Genomic DNA, 23,860 nt, shown 5'->3' with positions numbered 1-23,860 from the left:
TTTTATTCAACCCTAATCGCATTCAATGACAAATTAGCTACAAGGATGTGACGTTCTGTTTATTTGTCCCTATTTGATTAATTACCAGTGCTGCTAACATAATTGCACCCCCCATACTTAAGCGCATAATGTCGGCATTTTTATTCCATATAAGCACGTTAACAATAATACCGGCAGGAATAAGCACGTTGTTCATAACGGCTAATGCTCCCACATTTACTTTTGTTGCCCCTTTGTTCCATAAAAAGTAACCAAGGCCTGAGGCTACAATACCTAAATATATTAAAATACCCCACTGGGTAGGTGTACTCGGTAATTTGCTTGTATTGCCAAATAAAGCGTAGCAAGCACTCGCCACCACTAAGGCGCCAATAAAAAACCAACCAAATACGGTTTTGTCATCCAACTGATTAGTGGCCATTAAACGTTTATATGTTACTTGTCCGGTGGCAAAACTAATATTGGCACCCTGAACCAGTAATAAACCGATGATGAAATGACTATTGAGGCCTTCCCAGCGAATAGCTACCGCGCCCAGTACGGCAATAAGCGCAACCGCAAAAAAGCGAGGGTTAAAATGCTTATTAAATGCATCGTTTAAAAGCGTTATATAAAGCGGCGTCATAACGGTAAAGAGCAACACTTCGGGTACGCTTAAAAATAAAAAGGAGTGATAGTAAAAGCTGTACATAACACCTAGTTGCACAGCGCCTATCAGCATCAGCTTAAGTGCGAGTGGTTTTGAGGTAAGTTTAGGTTTTAAAAAGGGTAAAAAAACCAATGTGGCTAATGCAACTCGTATTAATACGCTAAACCACGCATCAACTTGGCCTGCTAGGTACACACCAATTAAACTAAATGAAAAAGCCCAAAGTAGGGTAACTGCAAATAAATAGCCCATAATTGTCGTTTTTTATAATTTATAGTGTGGCTAGTTTATCTGTTATAAACAATAAAAGCCCGCAAGCGGGCTTTTATAAGGTTAAAATTAATAAACGAGGTTATTAATCAACTAAACCACGGCGCTTAAGAAGTGCGTCTGTCGTTGGTTTTTGGCCTCTAAACTCAATGTAGCTTTGCATTAAATCGCGGCTGTTACCTTTTGATAGGATTTCTTCACGGAACTTGTCACCGTTTTCACGGGTTAGGCCACCGTTATTTTCCATATGGGCAAACGCATCGGCTGCAAATACTTCAGTCCATAGGTAGGCGTAGTAACCTGCTGAGTAACCACCGGCAAAAGTATGGCTAAAGTAGTTTGATTTATAACGCGGTGGCACTGGGTAGTAATCAATACCGTGTGCTTTTAGCGCATCGCTTTCAAACTTTTGAACATCACTGATTTTTTTATCAGAACCAAATGAGTGCCATTCCATATCAAGTAAAGCAGCTGCTAAGTATTCAGTAGTACCAAAGCCTTGGTTGAATTTTTGCGATGCTAGTACTTTATCAAGTAATGCTTGTGGAATTGGCTCACCCGTTTTGTAATGCTTAGCGTAGTTAGCAAGTACGGTAGGTTCAATCATCCAGTCTTCGTGTGCCTGTGAAGGAAATTCAACAAAGTCACGTGCTGTAGCAGTACCCGCTAGGCTTGGGTATTTAACATTTGAGAATAAACCGTGCGCAGCATGACCAAATTCATGGAACATAGTCGATACTTCGTCGAAGGTCATTAGCGTAGGCTCACCTTCAGCTGGTTTTGGAATGTTTTGTGCGTTGTAAATAACCGGTTTAGTGCCTTTTAAGCCGCTTTGGCTTACATATGCACTCATCCATGCACCGCCACGCTTACCTTCACGTGCGTATGGGTCCATGTAAAATAAACCAATAGCGCTACCATCTGCGTTAAATACTTCGTACGCTGTTACATCTTCGTGGTAAACAGGCAAGTCTTTACGCTCTTTAAAGGTGATACCGTAAAGCTTGTTCATTGCGAAGAATAAACCATCATGGATCACAGAGTTCATTTCAAAGTAAGGCTTAACTAGCGCAGGATCTAGGTCGTACTTTTCAGCACGTACTTTTTCTGCGTAAAACGCCCAATCCCATGGCTTAAGCTCAAAGCTTTCGCCAGAATCGTTAATTACTTTTTGGATAGCGGCCGCTTCTGCTTTGGCTTTTTCAACAGCTTTTGGTGCAAGGTCATCTAAAATACCGTACACATTGTCGGTTGTTTGTGCCATACGCGAAGTCATTACATACGATGCCCAATCTTTAAAGCCTAACAGCTCTGCTTTTTGTGCACGCAGGTTAGTTTCTTCAATAATGATAGGGCCGTTAGTTTTAGCAGCACGGTTTGTAGAGGCTTTAAAAATTTGCTCGCGTAGCTCACGGTTTTCAAGGCTTGATAAGATAGGCTGCTGAGTGGTATTAACCAAGGTGATCATGTAGCCGTCTTTGCCTGCTTTTTTAGCTGCGGCTGCAAGGCCTGCAATTTCACCTTCAGATAGGCCAGCAAGTTTAGATTTGTCTGTAACAACAATAACGTCTTCTTTAAACGATTTTAAAATGTTTTGAGAGAACGCAGTAGATAGCTCTGCAAGCTGAGCGTTTATTTCACGCATTTTTGCTTTTTCAGCATCGCTTAACTTAGCACCGGCTTTTACAAATTGCTTGTAGTAGAAATCAACTAAGCGTTGATCTTCAGCGTTAAGCGCATCTTTATTGTCGTAAATAGTTTGTACACGCTTAAATAACGCACCATTTAGGTAAATGTCATCAGAGTGAGCAGATAATACCGGCGCCATTTTTTTGCTTATACGTTGGTATTCGTCATCTGAAATTAAACCCGATAGGTTGTAAAAAGCAGCAGATACGCGGTTTAACAACTCACCAGATTTTTCCATCTCAACAAGTGTGTTTTCAAATGTTGCTGGTTCTGGGTTGTTTGCAATTGCTTGAACTTGCGCAGTGTGCTGAGCAATACCTGCATCAAAGCCTGCTTCGTAGTCTTTTGTACCAAACTTATCAAACTCTGGTGCCATGTATTGTAATGGGCTTGGTTTGAATAATACATTGTTTGCGTTCATATCTTGCACTTGTGCTGCGCTCTCTTTAGCTGTGTTCTGAGTTTCGTTAGATGAACAAGCAGATAGGATTAGGGCACTAGCAATAGTAGTGGCGATCAGTGTTTTACGCATAATAACTCCATAAAAAGATGAGCCGAAATAGGCTTTTCGAGTCGAAAACCCAGTTAACTTATCAAATTTTGGCGTTTATACAATAAAGTTTATCGGTATTAAGCGGGATTTAAACGCAAATTAGCTACTAAAAATGCGATTTGGAGGTAAAAGTAGCCTTAAAAATAAACGTAAGGCTACTTAAATATTGTATTGTGTGTGTTTTTTAAAGGCTAGTTATAGCCAAGAACAAAGCGTTTTTCAGAACCAAAGCTATTAGATTGCTGGCCAAATTCTTTATTAATAGTAGCAAGTGTTTGTTCTTGCTCAGCAAGAAGGCACAAAATTTTATTGCGGTAATCTAGGCTGCTTTCAAACAAATTTAAATCTACCTGCGGCTGCAAAGTAGCGAGTCTTTGATTTAGAGTAAGTTGTGACATATGTAATCTCCAGTGCTTGTACACTATTTATATAGCACTCGGTGCAATAAAGAGTTAATAAATTGTTTAAACAAAAACGTTAAACCTATTAACTTAGCGTTTTAACACTATTATGCCGTGCTAAGCTTAGCGAAGACTGAACCACACTCATTTTTACTGAACAAATAACAAATAACAAACAACAAATAATACTTTGGAAAATACATGACGCTCGAACACATTCAACATTATCTCAGCTTGGTTATTTTTACCTATAACGACGTACACATCACTGTGGCTAAGGTTATACAAGTTCCTTTAATTTTATTTGCTATGTGGTTTGTAGTAACGCGCATTGGCAAACTTATTAAAAAAACACTGCTGGCAAAAAAAATCAGCCAAGACGCGGTTCATCTATTTACGCGCATTTATTTTATTTTGAGTATCGCAATATTAATTTTCACCTCGTTAGAGGTTTTAAGTATTCCGCTTACGGCCTTTGCATTTGTATCAGGGGCCATAGCCATTGGGGTTGGATTTGGTGCGCAAAACATTATTAATAACTTTATTAGTGGCTGGATTTTAATGTGGGAGCGGCCAATTCGTATTGGGGACTTTTTAGAAGTAGGTAATGCAAAGGGCGTAGTAGAAACTATTAATACGCGCTCTACCCGCATTCGCCGTAACGATGGTGTGCATATGTTAATCCCTAATTCGCAACTATTAGAAAACACAGTGACTAACTGGACCTTAATAGACGGTAATGCCCGCTCCTCGGTTAGCGTAGGTGTTGCTTATGGCAGCGATGTATTGTTAGTTAAAACGTTAATTCAACAAGTACTTGATGAACATGATGCGATACTAACAAATCCAAAAGCCTCTGTTTTATTTGACGACTTTGCTGATAGCTCACTGGTGTTTAATGCAATTTTTTGGGTTTGTGCAGAGTCAGAAACCATGCTCAGAAAAGTACGTAGTGATATCCGTTTTAGTATCTATGCTGTTTTTGAAAAACACGATGTGGTGATTGCGTTTCCACAGCGCGATATTCACATTGATGGAGAAATTGCGTTAAAGCGTACTCAATGAATTTAGCCTTTAAAATTTAGCAAGCATTAACGGGTTTTAACTGCGCGTTTCTAGTTTGGGTTTATTTATAAAAATACGCAGTTTGCTACTTTAAAGTGACTTTTGAAAGAAAGGACATATGTCCGTATTATTAGTCTTTTGCATCTAAAAGCGGGTAAAAAAGCTATAAAATGAGGTTAAATGTTGCAAAAAAGTTTACTTTTTTGTACATATTTATGCAGTAAATTTGTAATACGATGGTATAATCTTCATCGTTCGTTCAGCCTCATTACTCCGTTTTTGTACTCTCGGTGATGAGGTCCGCGCGCCATAAAGCTAGACGCGAAAAATTGTACGAGCCCGCAATGAATACATTGCGCAACACAAAAAACCGTTGAACAAGAGTGCATACAAAAGGTTTATACCCGACATGAAAGCAATCAAAAAAACTGCAATAGCGACCATAATTAATGCTGCTTTATTATCTGCAGCTGGTACCTCTGTTTCTACTCTTGCTGCTGAAGAAGAAACTGCAAAAAAAAATAACCAATTAGAAGTTATTCAAGTTACTGCTCGTAAACGTGTAGAAAATGCACAAGAAGTGCCTGTTGCTGTATCTGCATTACAAGGTGATAACCTTGATGCTTATAGTTCTGCTGGTATGGATATTCGCTTTATGAGTGCGAAAATCCCAAGTCTTTCGATCGAATCATCGTTTGGACGTTCTTTCCCTCGTTTTTATGTTCGTGGTTTGGGTAATACCGATTTCGATCTTAATGCTTCACAACCTGTTTCATTAGTTGTTGATGAAGTGGTTCAAGAAAATGCCATTTTAAAAGGCTTTCCAGTATTTGATGTTGAGCGTGTAGAAGTACTACGTGGTCCACAAGGTACTTTGTTTGGCCGTAATACGCCGGCTGGCCTAGTTAAATTTGATACTGTTAAACCAAGCCAAGAATTTGAAGGTTACGGTGCTGTTTCTTACGGTAGCCGTGGCGCTGTAGATACAGAAGGCGCTGTAGGTGGTGCATTAACTGACCGTTTATCTGCACGTGTTTCTTTGCTATGGCAAGATAAAGATGATTACATCGACAACCAAGCGCCTGGCTTTGAAGCGAAAGACGAGCAGGGCGGCTACACAGAAAAAGCAGCGCGTATTCAGTTTTTATACGAAGGCGATGACTTTACTGCTCTTCTAAACTACCACACGCGTGACTTAGACGGCTCACCAATTGCGTTTCGTGCAAACGTTATTGAATCAGGCTCAAACGATTTAGTAGACAACTACGAACACGATGTTGTTTATCAAGATGCTGCTTCACGTTCAACACAACAAGTTGAATCTGAAGGCGCAAGCTTGAAGCTTGAGTGGGATATTAGCGATGAATACACGCTAACCTCTATTTCAGGTTGGGAAAGTGCAGAAATATACTCACGTGCCGACATTGATGGTGGTTGGGGTTGTGGTTTTTGCCTGCAAGAGAATGGTCCAGGCGATGTACCATTTGAATCTGAAAGTGCGGATGGTATTCCTGAGCAAGATCAATTAACGCAAGAGCTTCGCCTTGCTAGTAACTTTAGTGGCGATTTTAACTACCAAGTTGGCCTTTTTTACTTTGACGAAGAACTAACAATTGAAAACTTTAGTTATAGCACTCCTGATAGCGGTGCTTTAAATGGTTACGTTCAACAACAGCAAGATACAACGGCATGGGCTATTTTTGGCTCAGTAGATTACATCTTCTCAGATAAATTAAAAGTAACGGCAGGTCTTCGTTACTCTGACGATGAAAAAGATTTTGTAGCAGATCGTACAATTAGCCCAATTGGCGGTGGAGCTTTATACGTAGAGCGCAGTGTTAGCGACAGCCATGTAAGCTGGGACTTATCTGCAAACTACAAAGTTAATGACGATGTAAACTGGTATAGCCGTGTTGCCAACACATTCCGTGCGCCTAGCTTACAGGGTCGTATTTTGTTTGGTGATGACGTAACAACTGCTGATTCAGAAACCGTTACTTCATTCGAAACCGGTATTAAATCAGACGTTCTTGATGGCCAAGGCCGTGTAAATGCAACGGTATTTTACTACACAATGGATGACCAACAGCTTACAGCTGTAGGTGGTGGTGCTAACTTTAACCGCTTAGTTAATGCTGATAAAACTACAGGTTATGGGTTTGAGCTAGATACTGAGTGGGTATTAAGCGATGAGTTTAATGCAACATTTAACTTAAGCTACAACAAAACTGAAATTAAAGATAATGATTTAGCAGTGGCTGCTTGTTTTCAATGTACAGTTACTGACCCAATTAATGACTCTGGTTTAGCTGTACTAGATGGCAACAGCTTACCGCATGCGCCAGAGTGGATCTCTAACTTTACCCTTCGTTATACGAAAGAGCTTGAAGATGGTAACTTCTTCGCATTAGGTGATATTTCTTACCGTAGCGAAATTAACATGTTCCTATACGATTCAGTAGAATTTGAAGGTAAAGCATTAACAGAAGTAGGTTTACGTGCAGGCTACGAGTGGGCTGAAGGTGACTACGAGTACCAAGTATCTGCATTTGTTCGTAACTTATTTGATGAGCAACAAGCAATTGGTGCGGTAGACTTCAATAACAATACGGGTATTGTTAATGAAGAGCGCTACATTGGTGCTGAATTTAAAGTTAACTTCTTCTAAAGATAACCTTAAATTTTATTAATTTTTAAAAGCCTGCCTAGTGCAGGCTTTTATGTTTTTATAAAGCTGGTAAAGTAGCGTTAATTAACTTTGATGAGATAGAAAAATGGCTGGATTTTGGAACTACCGTGTAATTTTTTGTGAAGCAACGAAAGATGAAGCAGCGCAATATCAAATACACGAAGTAGAATATAACTTAAATGGCAAAGTAACTAATTGGTCAGAAACAGGCGCAGCACCTTTTGGTACAACGCTAGATGAGTTAGCCGCTGATGCCGATCGTTTAAAAACGGCGCTAGAAAAACCAGTACTTAAGGTTGTGCGCAAAGCGCGAGGCTACGAGCTGGTTGATGTTGAAACCGGTGAAGAAGCATTTGCTGAGCCACCTGCTGGCTTAACAGCATAATATTATAAAGGCGCCTAGGCGCCTTTTTTAACGTTAAAATTTAAGGAATGAGGATGAGCTTAAACGCAGTATTGTTTGATATGGATGGCACGCTAGTTGACTCTGAAAGCATGCACTTTGAGTGTTGGAGCCAGCTGCTTGCACCCTACAATGTAAGTTATAACGAAGTGGAGTTTTGTCAGCGCTTTTCAGGGCGCCCAACGTTAGAAGCAGCAATTAATATTAAAAATGAGCATAATTTAGACGTCAGCGCACAGTTTTTAGCAGATGAAAAATATCGGTTATTTGATGAATACGTAAAAACTAATTTACCGCCTGTTATGCCTTTTACTGAGCAAACCTTACACGCTGTTAAAAACAGTGGGCTAAAAATGGCGTTAGTTACCGGTAGTGCTCGCAGCGAAGCTATGCCTATTTTAAAAGGGCTAGGTTTTTATGAGTTATTTGATACTGTAGTGACAAAAGACGATGTAACAAATCCAAAGCCAGCAGGCGATCCTTATCTTTTAGCGCTTGAGCACATACATGTAGCCCCAGAGCATGCAATTGCTGTTGAAGACACCTTTACGGGCGTTTGTGCTGCAACTAATGCACAGGTTAGAGTCGTTGCGATTGCAAATCATCATACAATTGACCATGACTTTAGTAAGGCGACGTACAAAATGGCTGACCTAGGTGAGTTTTGGCAGTGGGTTGAATCTCAACTATAGTTAAAGCCTTATTTTATTTGCAGGGATGCAGTAATGGCTCAGCTAAAGTACTTACTTTTCATTGTCAGCTTAATTGGCTCATCGCTCGTTTTTGCGGCGCAGCCTCAGGTGTTATTGGCAAAAGTATATGATGAATCTAAACATGGCAATATTAGTGAATACCTCGTCAGTGAAAAATTTGATGGTGTAAGAGCAATATGGACGGGCGATAAATTTATTACCCGTAAAGGAAATGCGATTAACGCTCCGAATTGGTTTACGGCGCCATTACCAAATGTTTGGTTAGATGGGGAGCTGTGGATAGCGCGCACTCAATTTTCTTTGGTCAGTGGGATTGTAAGAACTAAACGCCCCAGTAATTCAGATTGGCACGCTATACGCTATCAAATATTTGATATGCCAGACTCAACCCTTCCTTTTAGTGCGCGTTATAAAAACTACCAAGCCTTGGTAAAACAAATCAATAAGCAGCATATAACTGCAGTTAAGCAACACCGCTTTACTAGCACAGCCCAATTAACAGCGTACTTTAAAGATTTAACTAAGCAAGGGGCTGAAGGGGTGATGCTGCATTTAGCCAATGCTAAACATAAAAGCGGGCGCAGTAATACATTATTAAAGTTAAAGCCCTACCTTGATGCTGAAGCGGTTGTTATTGCACATTTACCGGGCAAAGGAAAATACACCGGTATGTTAGGTGCATTAAAAGTAAAAACACCTCATGGGAAAATATTTAAAATAGGCACGGGCTTTAGTAACAAACAGCGCCAAACACCTCCGGCTATAGGTAGCACGGTAACGTATCGGTACCATGGGTTAACAAAGCATGGCTTACCACGATTTGCGAGCTTTTTAAGGGTGAGGGAGGGTCATTAGCGTTTATAATATTGGCAAAGTATGCTAAATTGCGCGGCCTTTTTCTAATGTATGGTGAAGTATGTTTGTAGGTTTTGATTACGGTAGTTCTAATTGTGCCATGGGTGTTATGGAGCAAGAGGAAGTACAGTTAGTGCCACTTGAGCAAGGAAAACATTATTTACCTTCTACTCTTTATACGCACCATAGCGCATTAGTTGTCGACTTTGTGGCAAAGCATGTAAAAGGCACTGCCCACGAGCATGACTTTTTAACGCAGCGCCAAGCTTTATTAAATACACTCCCACGTATTAAGTCAGATCTTGATTTACAACCTACAGATGAAACGCTTTTTATTGGCCGTGAAGCCATTAGTGAATATGTGCAGTTTCCTGAAGAAGGCTACTTTGTAAAATCTCCTAAATCGTTTTTTGGTGCCACAGGCTTAAAGCAAGGGCAAATTAATTTTTTTGAAGATATTGCTACGGCAATGATTTTAAAAATAAAGCAACGCGCAGAGCTTTCACTTAAAACCCCATTGACGCAAACGGTTATTGGTCGTCCAGTTAACTTTCAGGCTGTTGGCGGTGAGCAGTCAAATCAGCAAGCTGTAGGTATTTTAGAGCGCGCAGCTAAGCGTGCGGGCTTTAAAGACGTTGAGTTTTTATACGAACCGCTTGCAGCAGGGATTGATTACGAAAGTAGTTTAGTGGAAGACCAAAAAGTGCTGGTTATTGATATTGGCGGTGGTACCAGCGATTGCTCGTTTGTACAAATGGGGCCAAGCTTTAGAGGTAACAGTGAGCGCGATAGTGACTTTTTAGCCCACAGCGGTAAGCGAGTTGGCGGGAATGACTTAGATATAGCGCTTAGTTTTCATGGTTTAATGCCATTGCTTGGTTTAGGCAGTACCTTTAAATCCGGCCTACCTTTACCAAACCAACCTTTTTGGCAAGCCTGTAAAATTAATGATGTAAATTTACAAAGTCAGTTTTATAGTGAAAGCCACTATCGAGAACTCACTGCCCAATTACGCGATGTCAGTGCACCTGCGCTTTTCAAACGCTTAATTCATCTACAGCAAAATAAACAGGGCCATCAGTTAGTACAGCAAGGTGAGGCGGCTAAAATAGCGCTTTCATCGGCAGATGCTTTTGATTGCGATCTTCGCTTTTTAGATAATGACCTTAGTAAAAACCTATCGGTTAGCGATTTAGCGGTTGCAGTAGAAAGTAGTATTAGCCAAATAGTAACGTTAGCAAAACAAGCAATTACCGATGCAGGAACCACTCCAGATGTTATTTATTTAACAGGGGGAAGTGCACAGTCACCACTTATTAAAGCGGCGTTAAGTGAGCATTTAGGTGATACTAAAATGCTGAATGGCGATCACTTTGGTAGCGTAACGGCTGGCCTAACAAAATGGGCCAGCATGCTTTATAAGTAGCTTAAAAGGCTTTAAAGACTAATTTGTCGGGTTGCGAGGTATTTTTCGTAATCTGGCAAAGTACGTTCAAGCTCAGTGTCCATTAAGGGCGAGCTTAATAACATGTCGGCGCTGACTTCATTACAGGCCACAGGAATATTCCAAACAGCAGCTAAACGCAGTAATGCTTTAACATCAGGGTCGTGTGGTTGTGATGCCAACGGATCCCAAAAAAACACCAATACATGAATTTCGTGCTCGGCAATTTTAGCTCCTAGCTGTTGATCGCCCCCCATAGGACCACTTAATAGCTGAATAACCTCTAGCCCGGTGGTTTTTTCGATTAAATGGCCTGTGGTGCCAGTACCGTATAAGGTGTGTCTGCTTAAGGCTTCTTTGTGTTTTTCGCACCATAATTTCAGCGCGGCTTTTTTACCATCATGCGCAACTAAGGCAATATTTTTATTAGCGGGTAGCGATTGTTTTTTTTGTTCCATGCTGCATCTTATTTTGTTGAGTAACCAAGGCTTTGGTTAAGTAATACAATTTAGTGTAATTAGTATAATAAATTAATGGCCAGTGCAATAAATACCATGCCGGTCACTCGATCTATCCAAAGTTGGCTATGTGGGTATTTTTTGAAAAATTGCGCTATTTTGTCGCCAAAATAAATATACGTACAGTCAATTGGGAAAGCAAAAATAGGGTAGAGCAGACCAAAAAATGCTAATTGAAACGTTGCCGATGATAAGCTTGGGTCTACAAACTGCGGGATAAAAGCAATAAAAAATAACGCGACTTTAGGGTTTAATACCTCGGTCATCATGGCTTGAAACATGACATTTGGCTTTTTACTGGTGCTTACATGAGGCTTATCATCACTAGCGCAATCCACGGTATTTTGCTGCGAAAAAGTGCTTTTAATCATCACAAACCCTAAATAGCACAAATAAGCTGCGCCTAAGTACTGTACTGCACTATAAGCGGTGGGCGAGGCTTTTAATACCGCGCTTAATCCAATAACGGCAAAAAATGTATGTATTACTCCACCTAAAGCAAAGCCAAATGCGCTTTGCATACCTGCCGCTCTGCCATTGGCAAATGTTTGCGCCATTAAAAATGCGTTTGATGGCCCAGGGGCCACCGCCATTAAAAAGCTCGCTAGTAAAAATGATGCTAAAAAATCAGGGTTGATCATGTATTAACCGGGTGCAATGTATGGGCTTTTTTACTCATTAAAATTAACCAAAGTGGCGCCAGTAACAATAAATGAAAAGCAATTAGCCAAGGTGTGCTAAGGCCTAAATATTGCGTTAAAAACACAAGCACACTAGCGCCACTCATTTGCATAGCACCAATTAAGGCAGAGGCTGTACCGGCTTGTTTAGGAAAGCGCGATAACGCCATACCAGCCGCAGAGCCTAAGCTTAGAGCAAAACCAAGTGCAGCAATTAAAATAGGTAGCATAAGCGCAATGGCCGATTCTATATGGCTAAGTGCAATCATTAATATGCCAGAGGCCACCAATACTGTAACTCCAACGCGCAGGGCTTTTTGGCTATTACGTTTAATATAAATGGGCGTAATAAAGCTGGCTACAATACTTAATACGGCATTGAGCGTAAACCAAAAAGTAAAGTCGGCAACGGTGCCCCCTAAGTGCGTAATTATCCACCCAGGTGCCAAGGTGACATACACAAGAATTGCCGACATGGCGACCATACACAGTAAGCTATTAAATAAAAATATCGGTGTTTTTAATATTGGCACAAACCGGCGTAAGTCCAATATATGCCCTTGGTAGTGACTATCAGCAGGGCGGGTTTCTCTAAATAAGGTGAGCGTAATGACCAGGCCCGCTAACGCAAACAAGGTTAAAAACATAAAGTTCATGCGCCAGCCAAATTGCACGGTAAGCCAAGCACCTAAAATAGGCGCAAGCGCAGGAATAAAACACACGATTCCATTTAAATAGGTAATCATTTGCCCGCTGCGTTCGCTGCCGTATTTATCACGTACAATAGCAAAAGCAACCACAAACGTAGCACATGCACCTAACCCTTGCAGAGCGCGTGCAAACATTAATACAGCAAAAGAGGGTGCCATGTAGGCAAGTAAGGCAGAGCCTGCATACAAGCTAACACCTACAACCGCTACCGGCTTTCGGCCAAACTTATCGGCAAGCGGCCCTGCAATTAATTGCCCTAAACCCACAGTAAGCATAAAAATAGCCACTGTTTGCTGAACCTGTTGTTCGGTTACGTTAAATTGCGTGGCAATAGTTGGAAAAGCGGGAAGATAAATATCAATTGCCATAGGGCAAAATATTACGAGTAACGCTAAGATGAGTAATAAAATTAAGTTAGGTTTAGCGGGCTGTGTTTGCATTAGGTCTCCTTTTGCTGGCTATTTTAGGTGCCCGCTTATAAAAAAGAAAGGGCTTATGAGTGAGCCACGCTTTATTGTGATAAATATTTCATGACATTAGGATTAACAGCGCGGTGAATTACGCTTTTTTTAACTGGTCTGATGTGTTAATTTGAATTTATAAACACAAAATGGGAAATAACAATGAGTAATAAATCAGCCCTTTTAAAAACTTGGCTTAAATTTAAACGCTTACCTTTTGGCAATTGGTTGTTTAGCAAAGCGGTATGCATAAAAGCCCCGTATTTTGGCTCAATGAAACCTTACGTACTCGATTTAAGAGAAGGGCACTGTAGCGCTGTCGTAAAAAACCGCCGTAGTGTGCATAACCATATTGGGACTATTCATGCTATTGCACAATGTAACTTAGCTGAGCTGTGTGCTGGTGTAATGGTAGATGCCACCGTGCCTTATAAAACGCATCGCTGGATCCCTAAAGGAATGACGGTACACTATTTAGCAAAGGTTGATACCGATGTAACTGCTATTGCAGAAATCGACTTGCCTCGCCAATGGGTAGATAAAGAAGATTTAGTGGTGCCAGTTAAGCTTTACAATACCCGCAATGAACTGGTGTTCACTGCAGATATTACGATGTACATAACCGAGAAAAAGTAATGAGCGCTTAATTAGATTTGGCTTTATCAGCGGCTTGCTTATTAACAAACGACAAGTCGCTATCAGCATCATCAAGCAAAGTTTTTACTTCTTTAGCCGGCTTTAAATCTTCGCTAATAAGTTCCGGTTCTTCTTTTTCAAAGCGCTGTTTTAAGCTGCCTTCAATAATGGCTCCAGCATCAATACTTAGTGTATCGTGAAAAACATCGCCATGTACGTGAGCGCTGCTTTGAATATTCACTTCACTTGCGTTTAGTGAGCCAATAATTTTACCTTTTACAATGACACTTTTAGCTTCAACCACACCTTCAACAATGCCGGTAGAGCCAATTACCAAGTGCTCTGCCTTTATATCGCCATCAATTCGGCCATCTAGCTGCACTTCGCCCTGGCTTGTAAGTGTGCCAGTTAAGCGCACATCTTCAGAAATAATAGAAGGGGTATGATTTACTCTTTTTAACTTAGTTTGACTACTTGGTTGCTTTTTTTTACCGAACACGAGAAAGCGCCTTTGTTATTTTTAGAGGATTGACATGTTTGCCATCGAGTAACACTTCATAGTGTAAGTGGGTGCTGGTACTTCTGCCAGTACTGCCCATTAATCCAATTACCTCATTTTTAGCAATTGTTTGGCCTTTTTTCACTTTAATTTTATTTAAGTGGCCAAAACGGGTGACCAAGCCATTTTTGTGCTCTAGCTCGATAAAGTTACCATAGCCGCCATTTTTACCAGCGCGCAAAACACGTGCATCAGCAGGGGCAAAAATTTCGGTTTTATGCCAGCCGGCTAAATCAACACCTTTGTGAAAAGCGCGGCGGTTGTTCATCGGATCTTTACGTAACCCAAAGTTGCTCGAAATATAGTATTTAGCTGCAGGCAAGGGCAGTGAGTTAGGCAGCTCTGTTAAAAAGTTTTCAAGGTTGTTAAGTAATAATAGCTTATCAACAATGGCTAAAAACTGCCCTGGTATTTTAGTTTCGTCAAATACATCTAACGGGCCACCTTGCGCACTGGTTTGTGCGCCCAGTGCTAAATGTTGTTCAAGGGCTGATTCTAAGCCTGCGCCTTTTAACATCGCTAAAATTGCATCATGGCGTTTATTAATTTGCGCATCAATAAGCGCAAAATTGTGCTCGTAGTATTTATTTAAGCGCTCGTAACGTGCGGCAAAAGTGATTGGCGTTAGAAGGCTGGCGTGTTTGTTTTTCGGATCTTCATCTACAAGTGGTTCATGAAACTCGCCTTTGTCTTGATTAACAGGCGACTCAAGTTGTTCTTCTAGTTTTATTGTCTCTTTACTAATAGATGCGGGGAGGGATTCAATCATACCTTGCAAAAGTGCTTGCTTTTGCTCTAGTACAGCAAGTTGTTCTAATTGCTTAGCGTGCAGTGCTTTTTGTTCTTGGACCTGCTTTTGCCACACTTGTTGTTTATCAATTTGGCTTTGTTCTATGTCGGTAATTTTATTTGTTTGGCTATAAACACGAAAACTAGAAATACCGACCCAAGTAATAGTGCCTAAAATAAGCAGTACTGTAAAAAGCTGAAACCAAGGCGCCAAAACAACATGCTTAACTTCGCCATTTTGACGAATAAGCAACTGACGGGCTGGGAAAAATTTTTGGTAAAAAGACTTAATAAATACTGACATGGCACATAAACACTCGCTATTAACCGGATTAATGTATCAATTTCAGTCTAAAAAGCCAGAAAAAATTTGTAACTGTTCAAAAATTAATAAAAAAGGGCTGCTATTTAGTAGCAGCCCTTTATTTAAAATAGTCACAAATTAGCTAGCTTGTTGCTCATCGTTATCTTTTATTAATGCTACGTTGTCGGCTTTTTTAGCTTTAGCTGTACCTTTTGTTGTGGGCTCTTTTGCGCCTTTTAACACCGCCATAAAGTCATCTTTACTCTTTGCAATTTCAAGCGCAAGCGATTCAACCTGTTGCTCGCTCAGTGGCACATCTACTTTTTCCAGCATTACTTCAAGCGATTCTGCTATATCGAGCATTTTGTCATAGGCATCCGCTTCTTTTTTAGTAGTAAACGTCATTCGCTCAACTCCGTTTCGTTCTACAACATATTTAACAACAACAGCCATGATCTCTCCTGCTTGATTGCGTGGTAATGTGGTTACTGACCCATAGGTCACTGTTTTTATATACAGTAAATGTTTGTGTGTAAAATTGCAAGCATTCGGTGCATTTTTAGCTTGTCATCAATTTGACAAAAAAGCGTAACTTTACTTTAGTTAAGCAATCACTTGTTGTACCAGCTGCATTTTAGGTTTTCGGATTTAGGTGATTATGCACTGGAAATAATATAAGTGATGCGCGTTGCTCCTTATTTAACATTATTTCCTCAAATAAAAATTAAGCACATGTTTAAAGCCAAATTAGCAGTTTAACTATAACGCTTTGGTATAAACAAAAATAAGGAATAACAAATGAAAAATCTATTAACGCTACTTATTATTAGCTTTTTAAGCTTTAGCGCGTTTACCCACGCTAACCCTGTTGAAGATAAGCCTATGGTTGAAATGCCGCAAGCGCCGGTTATTAATATTAATAGTGCCGATTCAGAAATGCTGGCCAAGTTGCCTGGTATTGGTAAGAAAAAAGCGCAGGCTATTGTTGATTACAGGGTTGAAAATGGTGAATTTTCCCAGCTGAGCGACTTAACTAACGTAAAAGGAATAGGTAAAAAGCTTGTAGCTAAACTAGAAGGAAAAGTGTCTTTATAATAGGCAGGGCGCTAAGCGCCCTGTGAATACTGCTCAAGTGCTTTGGCTAAATATTTTTTAGCGAAGTTTATTTCAATCGGGGTTGTTAAAAGCGGGTAACACAGGCCACCTAAAATTAAAAAGGGAATGAGTTCCCACCCTTTAAAAACAGTAAATAATAAAAACAATGGGCTGAGCAATATCAGCTTTACTATTCTTAATAACACTCTATCGGTAGCAGGTAGCATACTTAGCGCAATAGCAACAATGGCTTGTCGCTGCCTCACTTTAAGGTGCTTTAGTTCAGGCAGCTGACTGGTAAAAAACGTAAACATATTAAATAGTCTTTTTAGTAAGTAAGCGAGTGGTAACAATTACAAAAAGCGTGATAGTAAATAACGCAAATAGTATTTCCATCCATGCTGGCATACTTAATCCCGCAAATTGCCAATCGATATTACCGCAATCCCCTGTGGCTTGAAAAAAGCTTGGGATCCATTCATGCAATGGCATAAATAAAGGAAAGTTTGGCTCAAACTCACAGCTAAATGCAAAGGGATCGGTGGTTGTTTGCATTTCAATGTGCTCACGCGCAATAAAGTAACCCCACACACTTGATACACCCCACACTAAATAAGCGATAGCGCGTACTAATTTACTTTGTGGTTTAGTTGCGCCAATAATGCCTGCCCCTAATAAGCCTAATACCGCAGTTCGCTGGTAAATACACATAATGCATGGAGCAAGTCCCATCTGGTATTGAAAAAACAGTGCGGTGACTTCTAATAAAAATACAATGCCTGTAAATAGTAGCCATGGAGTACGTTGAGTAGGGAGTTGTGCTAGCCAGTTCATAAAAAATCCGCATTGAAATAAGACTTTGAATTATGTACTAGGATAAAGTAACGAGCAACAAAAAGGGTAAAAAAGCTACCGAAGTCGCTTTTTTTAAGATGAAATTAATAAGCGGTTATGGCCAATCCTATTTAGGGAAAGGTTAAGCTTAATTTGCTAAGTGAACAAGCAATATAAGATTGGTTCGCTAAAAAGGCTTGTTTAAACGTTACAGTTAACAGGCTCTGCTGTATGCGACTTTTAAATGTGCTTGCTGCCGCACACGGGAATTATTGTAGTAATGTAATGGTTAAGCAAAAACAGCAATGGTATTAATGTACCTACTATGAATAGGGTTAATTTATTTAGCGAATTAGGCCTAATTTAAGCATGTTTAATTTTATTATTTACTATTGCGAAATTTTCAGCGGTTGGTTGGCACTTATATCAACGAGTTTACTTGTTAGTTATATTTCATCTGGTACAATCTGTCAGTTATTCGTATAAAACGATGAGTTGTGATTAATTCGAGTGGGAATTGAATGAGAATTTTTAAAGCTAAAAGCCCAGCAGGATTTGCTGAAGAGTATATAGTTGAATCTATCTGGAACGGCGATTTCCCTCCAGGTTCAATTCTACCTGCAGAGCGTGAGCTTTCTGAGTTAATTGGTGTAACCAGAACAACCTTACGTGAAGTACTGCAACGTTTAGCACGCGATGGCTGGCTAACTATTCAGCACGGCAAGCCAACCAGAGTGAATAACTTTTGGGAAACATCGGGTTTAAACATACTCGAAACGCTGGCGCGCTTAGATGAAGACAAAATGCCAGAGCTGACCGATCAGTTATTATCTGCACGTACTAATATTAGTGCTATTTATACCCGTGCAGCGATAAAGCTTAACCCTGAGCGTGTTATTGAAATTTTATCAAAAAGCGATGAACTTGAAGACACTGCGCAAGCTTTTGCAGATTACGATTACAAAGTACACCACGAATTAGCTGTCGCTGGTAATAACCGCATTTACGTACTTATACTTAACGGTTTTAGAGGGTTTTACTTTAAAATTGGTTGTCATTATTTCTCAGACGCAGGCACTCGCCAGTTAGCACGTCAATTTTATAAAGATCTAACAGTATTGGCTGAAAACCGTGAGCATGATGGCGCGATTTCAATGATGCGTAAGTTTGGCCACCAAACCGGTGAAATCTGGCAAAATATTAAAGGCGATATGCCTTCCGATATCATGGATTAACCCATTTTTAAAACCTGCAAATGCAGGTTTTTTTATAGGCGTAATAAAGTTTTAATATCTGTTCGGTATTTTCGATTGTGCACATCGCTAAATACGATTGTTCTTTTTTCCTTATTAAATTTAAAATGCCACGTAATTATGTGTTGGCGCTATTGTTTTTTTATTTTTAGCGCCCATATAAGTATCAGCATTGCGTATGCAATCGACAACAAACTCAAAATATTTGGAGAATAAAATGGGTGTATTAGTAGGCCGCCAGGCACCAGACTTTACCGCTGCAGCTGTACTAGGTAATGGTGAAATTGTAGATAGCTATAACCTTCATGAAACAATCAAAGGTAAAAAAGCAGTAATCTTCTTTTACCCACTAGATTTCACGTTTGTATGTCCTTCAGAACTTATCGCATTTGATAAGCGTTACGAAGAATTCCAAAAGCGTGGCGTAGAAGTAATTGGTGTTTCTATCGATTCACAATTCTCACACAACGCATGGCGTAACACTGCTGTAGCAGACGGCGGTATTGGTAAAGTTCAATACGCACTAGTTGCAGACGTTAAGCACGAAATTTGTAAAGCATACGACGTTGAGCACCCTGAAGCGGGCGTTGCATTTCGTGGCTCTTTCCTAATTGATGAAGAAGGTAACGTACGTCACCAAGTAGTGAACGACTTACCACTTGGTCGTAACATCGACGAAATGATCCGCATGGTTGACGCGCTAGCATTTCATAGCGAAAACGGCGAAGTATGTCCTGCTGGTTGGGAAGAAGGTAAAAAAGGTATGGACGCAAGTCCTGAAGGTGTTGCTAAGTTCCTATCTGAAAACGAAGGCGAGCTATAATTTAGCCCCTACGTTTTAATAAAAAAACCGCCATATGGCGGTTTTTTTGTTTTTAGCATAGCCCATTTAATAATGGGCTATATTAAATTAAAACGAGAAGGTTACTTTAGTGTAGAAGTAACGTCCACGAGGGTTGTGTACACCCGATGCATAACCGTAAAGGTCGGCATCGCCATCACCAATGGCAAATGGTGGCTCTTCGTCAAATACGTTATTTACACCAAGCGATACTTTAGTTGCATCACTTACACGGTAAGATGTTTGTAAATCTACCAGTGCTTGCGAGTCAACCATACGCGATGTATTGCTATCAAAGTCTAAATTACCGTCAAAGTCTATATCTGGGGTATCTTCAAACTCGCCTACGTAGCTAATATTTACGTTGGTATTAAATTGGCCAATTTCCCAGTTAGTAGAGAAAATCCAGCGGTGCTCTGGGTAATTGTATTCACCCGTGTAATCGCGGCCGTCTTTTTCAAACTTGTTTTGGTACGCCCATTCTAAGTTAAATTTAAGTAAGCCTAAATCATCCAGCGAATGGTTGTAATTTGCTGATAAATCAACACCTGACACTTCTTGCGAAGAGACGTTTTCAAAGGTGCTGTATATTTTTTGAATGGTGCCTAAGCTATTGCCACCACTAGGTGCTAAGCGTACACACACCGTGCTATCTTGGTTATTACACTCAGAGTTATAAATTGGGCCAAATTCTTGTTCATCAATTTTATTATCTTGGGTAATACTCCACACATCTACGCTTAAACCAAACTCAGCAGAAGGTGCCCAAATAAAACCAACGTTCCATGATTCTGACTCTTCGGCTTCTAAGTCAGGGTTACCCGCAAATTCAATGTTGTAATCTAGCGCGTCACAATCAAGGCCAGTTGCTTCACAGCGATAAGTATCTACAAAAAACTGACTTTCTTGTGATGGACCTAAACCTACTTGTGCAAGCGATGGCGCTCTAAACCCTTGTGCCCACGAACCACGAATGGTTATTTCGTCGGTAGGTGCCCAGCGTAAAGCGACTTTAGGGTTTGTTGTATTACCAAAGTCGCTGTAATCATCGTAACGGCCAGCGAGTTGTAGCTCTAGGTTTTCAGCAAGTGGGATTGAAAATTCCACATAGGCTGCGTATTGGTCGCGCTCTGCTGCAGCAGACACAGACTCAGTACCAAAAATTAAACCGCGCTGAAATTGGTCATCCGGTGTATCGGTTACATCTTCTTCACGGTATTCAATACCCGCGGCCATCATAACCACATCATCACCAAAGCTAAATGCTTCACCAGAGATGTTAGCGTCGAATGAGGTCATATGAGACTCACCGCGGCGAACTAAGCTTGTGGTAATTCTGTCAATAACTTCTGGGCTGTTATAGGTGCCACCAAATGGGTTGTAGTTACCGGCATCAATTTCTTGTTGTAAAAAGTCGGTGCGAACCCAACCTTGCGAACGATCGCCTGTTTGAAGTGATTTACTACGGCCTTTTTGAACTGCAGCTTCCCAGCTCCATTCCTTAATTTCGCCTCTTAGGCCAGCTACAAAGCGAAGCGTGTCTGATTCAATATCCCATTGGCGAGCGCCTGCATCAACCGTACGGTAACGGCCAATTTGAATATCTTCACCAAACGGGTTGTTAGGGTGGCTAGCGGGTACTGTTAAACCTGCATCTTCATCTAGTGGAGTAGGGGCACCGGCTGCAACTGAGGTATTATGCTGCACTGCCATTTCTAAAAAGCCGGTAATACCATTATCAAAATTGTATTCAAATTGAGAAATAGCACCTACGCGCTCAGACTCAGGGGCGATGTAACCAAATGGGCCGTAATCAAATAAACAACTGCCGCTTGATGTGGCGTTTTCTGCAGGACAATCTGGGTCAATTGTTTTTACACCATCAACATAAAAGTAGCCTGGAAAGCCACGAGAAGAGCGAAAGTCTTCGCCGCCATAAGGCGATTGATTAGCGGTGCCTAAGCTGCCCATTTCATCTGACGAAAGCGAGGTGTTTTTAAAGTAATCAATAATAATTGAGGCGCTGCTTTTTTCGCTAGTTGTACCCCATACTAAACTTGCTGTTGTTTCTTCGTAATTAGGGCCATCGGTACCACCGTAGCCTAAGTTTAGTTCAACGCCATCTATGTCTTTTTTCAAAATAACGTTGACTACGCCCGCTACTGCATCAGAACCATAAATTGCTGATGCGCCATCTTTTAAAATATCAATGCGTTCAATCGCCGATACCGGAATGCTATTAATATCGACAAATGAGTTTGTAATACCTTCGGCAAAGGCACTAATAGCCACACGGCGGCCGTTGATTAGTACCAATGTAGCATCAGCACCTAAACCACGTAGGCTGACCGCGGCAGATCCATTTGCAGTTGAATCTTGGTTGTTGCCGCGTGTTGAGAAAGTACCGCTGCCTGCCACAGGCATTCTTTCGAGGAGTTGTTGAAGGTTATCGTAACCCATGTTTTCGATATCTGCTCTGCCAATAGATTGTACTGGCGAAGGCCCTTCGATATCGGTGCGTTTTATGCGCGAACCTGTTACTTCAATGCGTTCTACTTTTTTTGCTTCTTCAGCAGCATAAGCTGTTGTTGTAAACCCTGCTGAAAGTGCGATTGTAGCACCTGCAATTATGCTAGGTGTAAATGCAATTGATTGCTTCATCCTTAAGTCCTTGTTGATATGTTATAAATTTAGTTGCTTAACAAGCGCTGACATTAATATCATGTAACTTAAGTGTTATCAATCTACACCCTTTGCGATTTTAGTATGAGTTTTTGTAGAGTATTGAGGGAAAAATATTCAATAATAGAAACAACGAAAAGGGATAGACAAGGCTAAATTACTCGCTTTGTACCATAAAATTTGCGCACTAAAATGGACAGGCATCTAAAGAAATTAAAAAAATAAATAAAGTGTAATAATTTATTTATATCACGCACAGGGATGAATTAAATAAAGCTGAGGGGAATTTGATCAAGTTGTTTTAAATTTAACCGGTGAGAAATTAAAAAAAACGCCTAAATAAATTAGGCGTTGTGTTTATACTTTATGTTTCATGAGGCGTTCTTTCTCACGCGACCAATCTTTATTTTTGCCGTCTTCACGTTTGTCATGCATTTTTTTACCTTTTGCTAAGTGAAATTCAAGTTTCACCCAACATTTTTTCCAATACATGGCAGTGGCAACAAGTGAGTAGCCATCTCGTTCAGTGGCACCGACTAATCTATCAAGCTCTTTGCGGCTTAATAACAGTTTACGGTATCGCATTGGATCGCAAATAACATGAGTCGAGGCGCTATTTAAAGGCTGAATTTGACTGCCTAATAAAAAAGCTTCGCCATTTTTAAGATGAATATAAGTTTCTGAGATGTTTACCTTACCAGCTCGGATACTTTTTACTTCCCAGCCCTGTAGTTCAACACCTGCTTCAAACTTGTCGTGTAAAAAATACTCATGACGCGCTTTTTTGTTAAGCGCGATGGTATTACTGTTCGATTTTGATGATTTGTTCTTAGCCATAGTGCCCTATAATATACGTATTAAGAGATGTTTTACATCGATTTTTTATATGTGCCTTTAAAATAATCTGGTGAACTTAAGACCATGAAAATTTGGGGAAACGCGCAAAGCTTGCTAAAATTCGCCCACACAGTTGGGAGTGAGTATGCCACAAATAGAAAAAAGTGCGCTGGTTATGTACAGCACTAAAGAGATGTTTGACCTAGTTAATGATGTAGAAGCTTATCCGCAGTTTTTACCTAATTGCTCAGACTCTAAAATCGTTTCGCAGCACAATAATAACATGACCGCGAGTTTAGAAATATCCAAGGCGGGTATAAAAAAGTGGTTTACCACTGAAAACACCTTTATTGACGAGCAAACCGTGCAATTAAGGCTGGTTGATGGCCCATTTAAAACTCTTAAAGGGCGTTGGCATTTTCAAGCGTTAGATAAAAAAGCCTGTAAAGTTGAGCTTAAGCTTGAATTTGAATTCTCTAGCAAGCTTATAGAATTGGCGTTTGGTAAAATATTTAATGATGTAGCTAAAAATATGGTTAGCGCATTCACGCAACGTGCAAAAGATGTATACGGAGCAAGATAATGATTAGCGTTGAGATAGTTTTTGCATTACCGACTAAAGCGACCACATTAACAGTGGAAGTAGCGCAAGGAACCACAGCCGAACAAGCTGTTATTCAATCGGGGATCATTGATAAGTGCCCTGAAATAGACCCAACTGCGCTTACTTTAGGTGTATGGAATAGAACAGTAAAAGCGCATTACGAATTAAAAGATGGCGACAGAATAGAAATTTATCGTCCACTAATTGCAGACCCTAAAGATGCTCGAAGAAAGCGTGCTGAAAAAGCAAAAGAGGAAGGTCGAGCAAATAAAGTTACCGGTGGGCGTCCTTTATAAAGGTCATTAATGTAGTTATTAAAAAAAAG

At 40.3% G+C, this 23,860-nt stretch carries 25 protein-coding genes; 12 read left to right on the top strand and 13 right to left on the bottom strand.

Annotated features, from left to right (window positions below; genetic code table 11):
• Positions 1-37: 37 nt before the first annotated feature.
• The 3 genes from MTF64_RS08180 to MTF64_RS08170 form a co-directional block, all read right to left on the bottom strand.
• On the bottom strand, positions 38-901 hold the full coding sequence (locus MTF64_RS08180; RefSeq protein ID WP_248451083.1) for a carboxylate/amino acid/amine transporter: 864 nt from the start codon (positions 899-901) through the stop codon (positions 38-40).
• A 103-nt stretch (positions 902-1,004) separates the two neighbouring features.
• On the bottom strand, positions 1,005-3,140 hold the full coding sequence (locus MTF64_RS08175) for a M3 family metallopeptidase (protein ID WP_096042068.1): 2,136 nt from the start codon (positions 3,138-3,140) through the stop codon (positions 1,005-1,007).
• A gap of 212 nt (positions 3,141-3,352) precedes the next feature.
• Positions 3,353-3,559, bottom strand: a complete 207-nt coding sequence (locus MTF64_RS08170) for a hypothetical protein (protein ID WP_004587392.1) — start codon at positions 3,557-3,559, stop codon at positions 3,353-3,355.
• Between the two features lie 204 nt (positions 3,560-3,763).
• Here MTF64_RS08170 and MTF64_RS08165 point away from each other — a divergent pair, with 204 nt between their 5' ends.
• The 6 genes from MTF64_RS08165 (at position 3,764) to yegD (ending at position 10,713) form a co-directional block, all read left to right on the top strand.
• Positions 3,764-4,627: a mechanosensitive ion channel domain-containing protein gene (locus tag MTF64_RS08165; RefSeq protein WP_154944788.1), complete on the top strand. Its 864-nt coding sequence runs from the start codon at positions 3,764-3,766 to the stop codon at positions 4,625-4,627.
• Between the two features lie 409 nt (positions 4,628-5,036).
• Positions 5,037-7,295: a TonB-dependent receptor gene (locus tag MTF64_RS08160; protein WP_248451082.1), complete on the top strand. Its 2,259-nt coding sequence runs from the start codon at positions 5,037-5,039 to the stop codon at positions 7,293-7,295.
• A 106-nt stretch (positions 7,296-7,401) separates the two neighbouring features.
• Positions 7,402-7,701 (top strand): hypothetical protein, encoded by a 300-nt coding sequence (locus MTF64_RS08155; RefSeq protein ID WP_004587389.1) that lies wholly within the window; start codon positions 7,402-7,404, stop codon positions 7,699-7,701.
• Positions 7,702-7,754: 53 nt separating this feature from the next.
• Positions 7,755-8,411, top strand: a complete 657-nt coding sequence (locus MTF64_RS08150; RefSeq protein WP_248451081.1) for an HAD family phosphatase — start codon at positions 7,755-7,757, stop codon at positions 8,409-8,411.
• Positions 8,412-8,444: 33 nt separating this feature from the next.
• Complete coding sequence (locus MTF64_RS08145) at positions 8,445-9,287, top strand: DNA ligase (protein WP_248451080.1); 843 nt, start codon at positions 8,445-8,447, stop codon at positions 9,285-9,287.
• 61 nt (positions 9,288-9,348) lie between these two features.
• The gene (gene yegD, locus MTF64_RS08140; protein ID WP_248451079.1) at positions 9,349-10,713 is read left to right on the top strand and encodes a molecular chaperone; all 1,365 of its coding nucleotides are present in this window, start codon (positions 9,349-9,351) and stop codon (positions 10,711-10,713) included.
• Positions 10,714-10,724: 11 nt separating this feature from the next.
• On the opposite strand, the gene MTF64_RS08135 is transcribed toward yegD, so the two are convergent.
• The 3 genes from MTF64_RS08135 to MTF64_RS08125 are packed head-to-tail and all read right to left on the bottom strand — an operon-like array spanning position 10,725 to position 13,080.
• Complete coding sequence (locus MTF64_RS08135; RefSeq protein ID WP_004587385.1) at positions 10,725-11,189, bottom strand: methylglyoxal synthase; 465 nt, start codon at positions 11,187-11,189, stop codon at positions 10,725-10,727.
• Positions 11,190-11,248: 59 nt separating this feature from the next.
• Positions 11,249-11,890 (bottom strand): LysE family translocator, encoded by a 642-nt coding sequence (locus MTF64_RS08130; protein ID WP_024034231.1) that lies wholly within the window; start codon positions 11,888-11,890, stop codon positions 11,249-11,251.
• Positions 11,887-13,080 (bottom strand): multidrug effflux MFS transporter, encoded by a 1,194-nt coding sequence (locus MTF64_RS08125; protein WP_055252998.1) that lies wholly within the window; start codon positions 13,078-13,080, stop codon positions 11,887-11,889. Before MTF64_RS08125 ends, MTF64_RS08130 begins: the two co-directional genes overlap by 4 nt.
• Positions 13,081-13,263: 183 nt before the next feature.
• On the opposite strand from MTF64_RS08125, the gene MTF64_RS08120 reads away from it, so the two are divergent.
• Positions 13,264-13,737 carry a hotdog fold domain-containing protein gene (locus MTF64_RS08120; RefSeq protein ID WP_029773430.1) on the top strand — a complete coding sequence of 158 codons (474 nt, stop codon included), beginning with the start codon at positions 13,264-13,266 and terminating at the stop codon, positions 13,735-13,737.
• 7 nt (positions 13,738-13,744) lie between these two features.
• Here MTF64_RS08120 and MTF64_RS08115 read toward each other — a convergent pair whose 3' ends face one another.
• From MTF64_RS08115 to MTF64_RS08105, 3 genes are all read right to left on the bottom strand, one after another.
• Positions 13,745-14,236, bottom strand: coding sequence for a polymer-forming cytoskeletal protein (locus MTF64_RS08115; RefSeq protein ID WP_248451078.1), 492 nt, complete (start codon positions 14,234-14,236; stop codon positions 13,745-13,747).
• Positions 14,226-15,389: a M23 family metallopeptidase gene (locus MTF64_RS08110; protein ID WP_096739952.1), complete on the bottom strand. Its 1,164-nt coding sequence runs from the start codon at positions 15,387-15,389 to the stop codon at positions 14,226-14,228. The genes MTF64_RS08115 and MTF64_RS08110 overlap by 11 nt, the downstream gene beginning before the upstream one ends.
• 138 nt (positions 15,390-15,527) lie before the next feature.
• Positions 15,528-15,842 (bottom strand): YebG family protein, encoded by a 315-nt coding sequence (locus tag MTF64_RS08105; RefSeq protein WP_248451077.1) that lies wholly within the window; start codon positions 15,840-15,842, stop codon positions 15,528-15,530.
• Between the two features lie 345 nt (positions 15,843-16,187).
• Between MTF64_RS08105 and MTF64_RS08100 the strand changes: the two genes are divergently transcribed.
• Positions 16,188-16,484 carry a ComEA family DNA-binding protein gene (locus MTF64_RS08100; RefSeq protein WP_024034225.1) on the top strand — a complete coding sequence of 99 codons (297 nt, stop codon included), beginning with the start codon at positions 16,188-16,190 and terminating at the stop codon, positions 16,482-16,484.
• Positions 16,485-16,495: 11 nt separating this feature from the next.
• On the opposite strand, the gene MTF64_RS08095 is transcribed toward MTF64_RS08100, so the two are convergent.
• A complete protein-coding gene (locus MTF64_RS08095) occupies positions 16,496-16,798 on the bottom strand; it encodes a DUF6170 family protein (protein ID WP_248451076.1) in 303 nt (100 codons plus the stop codon).
• Between the two features lies 1 nt (position 16,799).
• Positions 16,800-17,318 (bottom strand): disulfide bond formation protein DsbB, encoded by a 519-nt coding sequence (gene dsbB / locus MTF64_RS08090; protein WP_248451075.1) that lies wholly within the window; start codon positions 17,316-17,318, stop codon positions 16,800-16,802.
• Positions 17,319-17,839: 521 nt separating this feature from the next.
• Here dsbB and fadR point away from each other — a divergent pair.
• Both fadR and MTF64_RS08080 read left to right on the top strand, forming a co-directional pair.
• Positions 17,840-18,553, top strand: a complete 714-nt coding sequence (gene fadR / locus MTF64_RS08085; RefSeq protein WP_004587375.1) for a fatty acid metabolism transcriptional regulator FadR — start codon at positions 17,840-17,842, stop codon at positions 18,551-18,553.
• A 235-nt stretch (positions 18,554-18,788) separates the two neighbouring features.
• A complete protein-coding gene (locus MTF64_RS08080) occupies positions 18,789-19,394 on the top strand; it encodes a peroxiredoxin C (RefSeq protein WP_004587374.1) in 606 nt (201 codons plus the stop codon).
• Between the two features lie 87 nt (positions 19,395-19,481).
• Here the strand turns inward: MTF64_RS08080 and MTF64_RS08075 are convergent, their stop codons facing one another.
• Complete coding sequence (locus tag MTF64_RS08075) at positions 19,482-22,073, bottom strand: TonB-dependent receptor (RefSeq protein WP_096042063.1); 2,592 nt, start codon at positions 22,071-22,073, stop codon at positions 19,482-19,484.
• Positions 22,074-22,451: 378 nt separating this feature from the next.
• Positions 22,452-22,931: an SsrA-binding protein SmpB gene (gene smpB, locus MTF64_RS08070; protein WP_004587371.1), complete on the bottom strand. Its 480-nt coding sequence runs from the start codon at positions 22,929-22,931 to the stop codon at positions 22,452-22,454.
• A gap of 145 nt (positions 22,932-23,076) precedes the next feature.
• On the opposite strand from smpB, the gene MTF64_RS08065 reads away from it, so the two are divergent.
• Entirely contained in the window at positions 23,077-23,514 is a 438-nt protein-coding gene (locus tag MTF64_RS08065; RefSeq protein WP_055253005.1) for a type II toxin-antitoxin system RatA family toxin, read from the top strand.
• Positions 23,514-23,831 carry an RnfH family protein gene (locus tag MTF64_RS08060; RefSeq protein ID WP_024031817.1) on the top strand — a complete coding sequence of 106 codons (318 nt, stop codon included), beginning with the start codon at positions 23,514-23,516 and terminating at the stop codon, positions 23,829-23,831. Before MTF64_RS08065 ends, MTF64_RS08060 begins: the two co-directional genes overlap by 1 nt.
• The last annotated feature ends 29 nt before the right edge of the window (positions 23,832-23,860 follow it).

Origin of the sequence: Pseudoalteromonas sp. 2CM41L (genome assembly GCF_023161905.1) — a bacterium.
Lineage (GTDB): Bacteria > Pseudomonadota > Gammaproteobacteria > Enterobacterales > Alteromonadaceae > Pseudoalteromonas > Pseudoalteromonas atlantica.
Note: the sequence above shows the minus strand (reverse complement) of the source record. Positions and strands in the feature narration are given on the sequence as shown.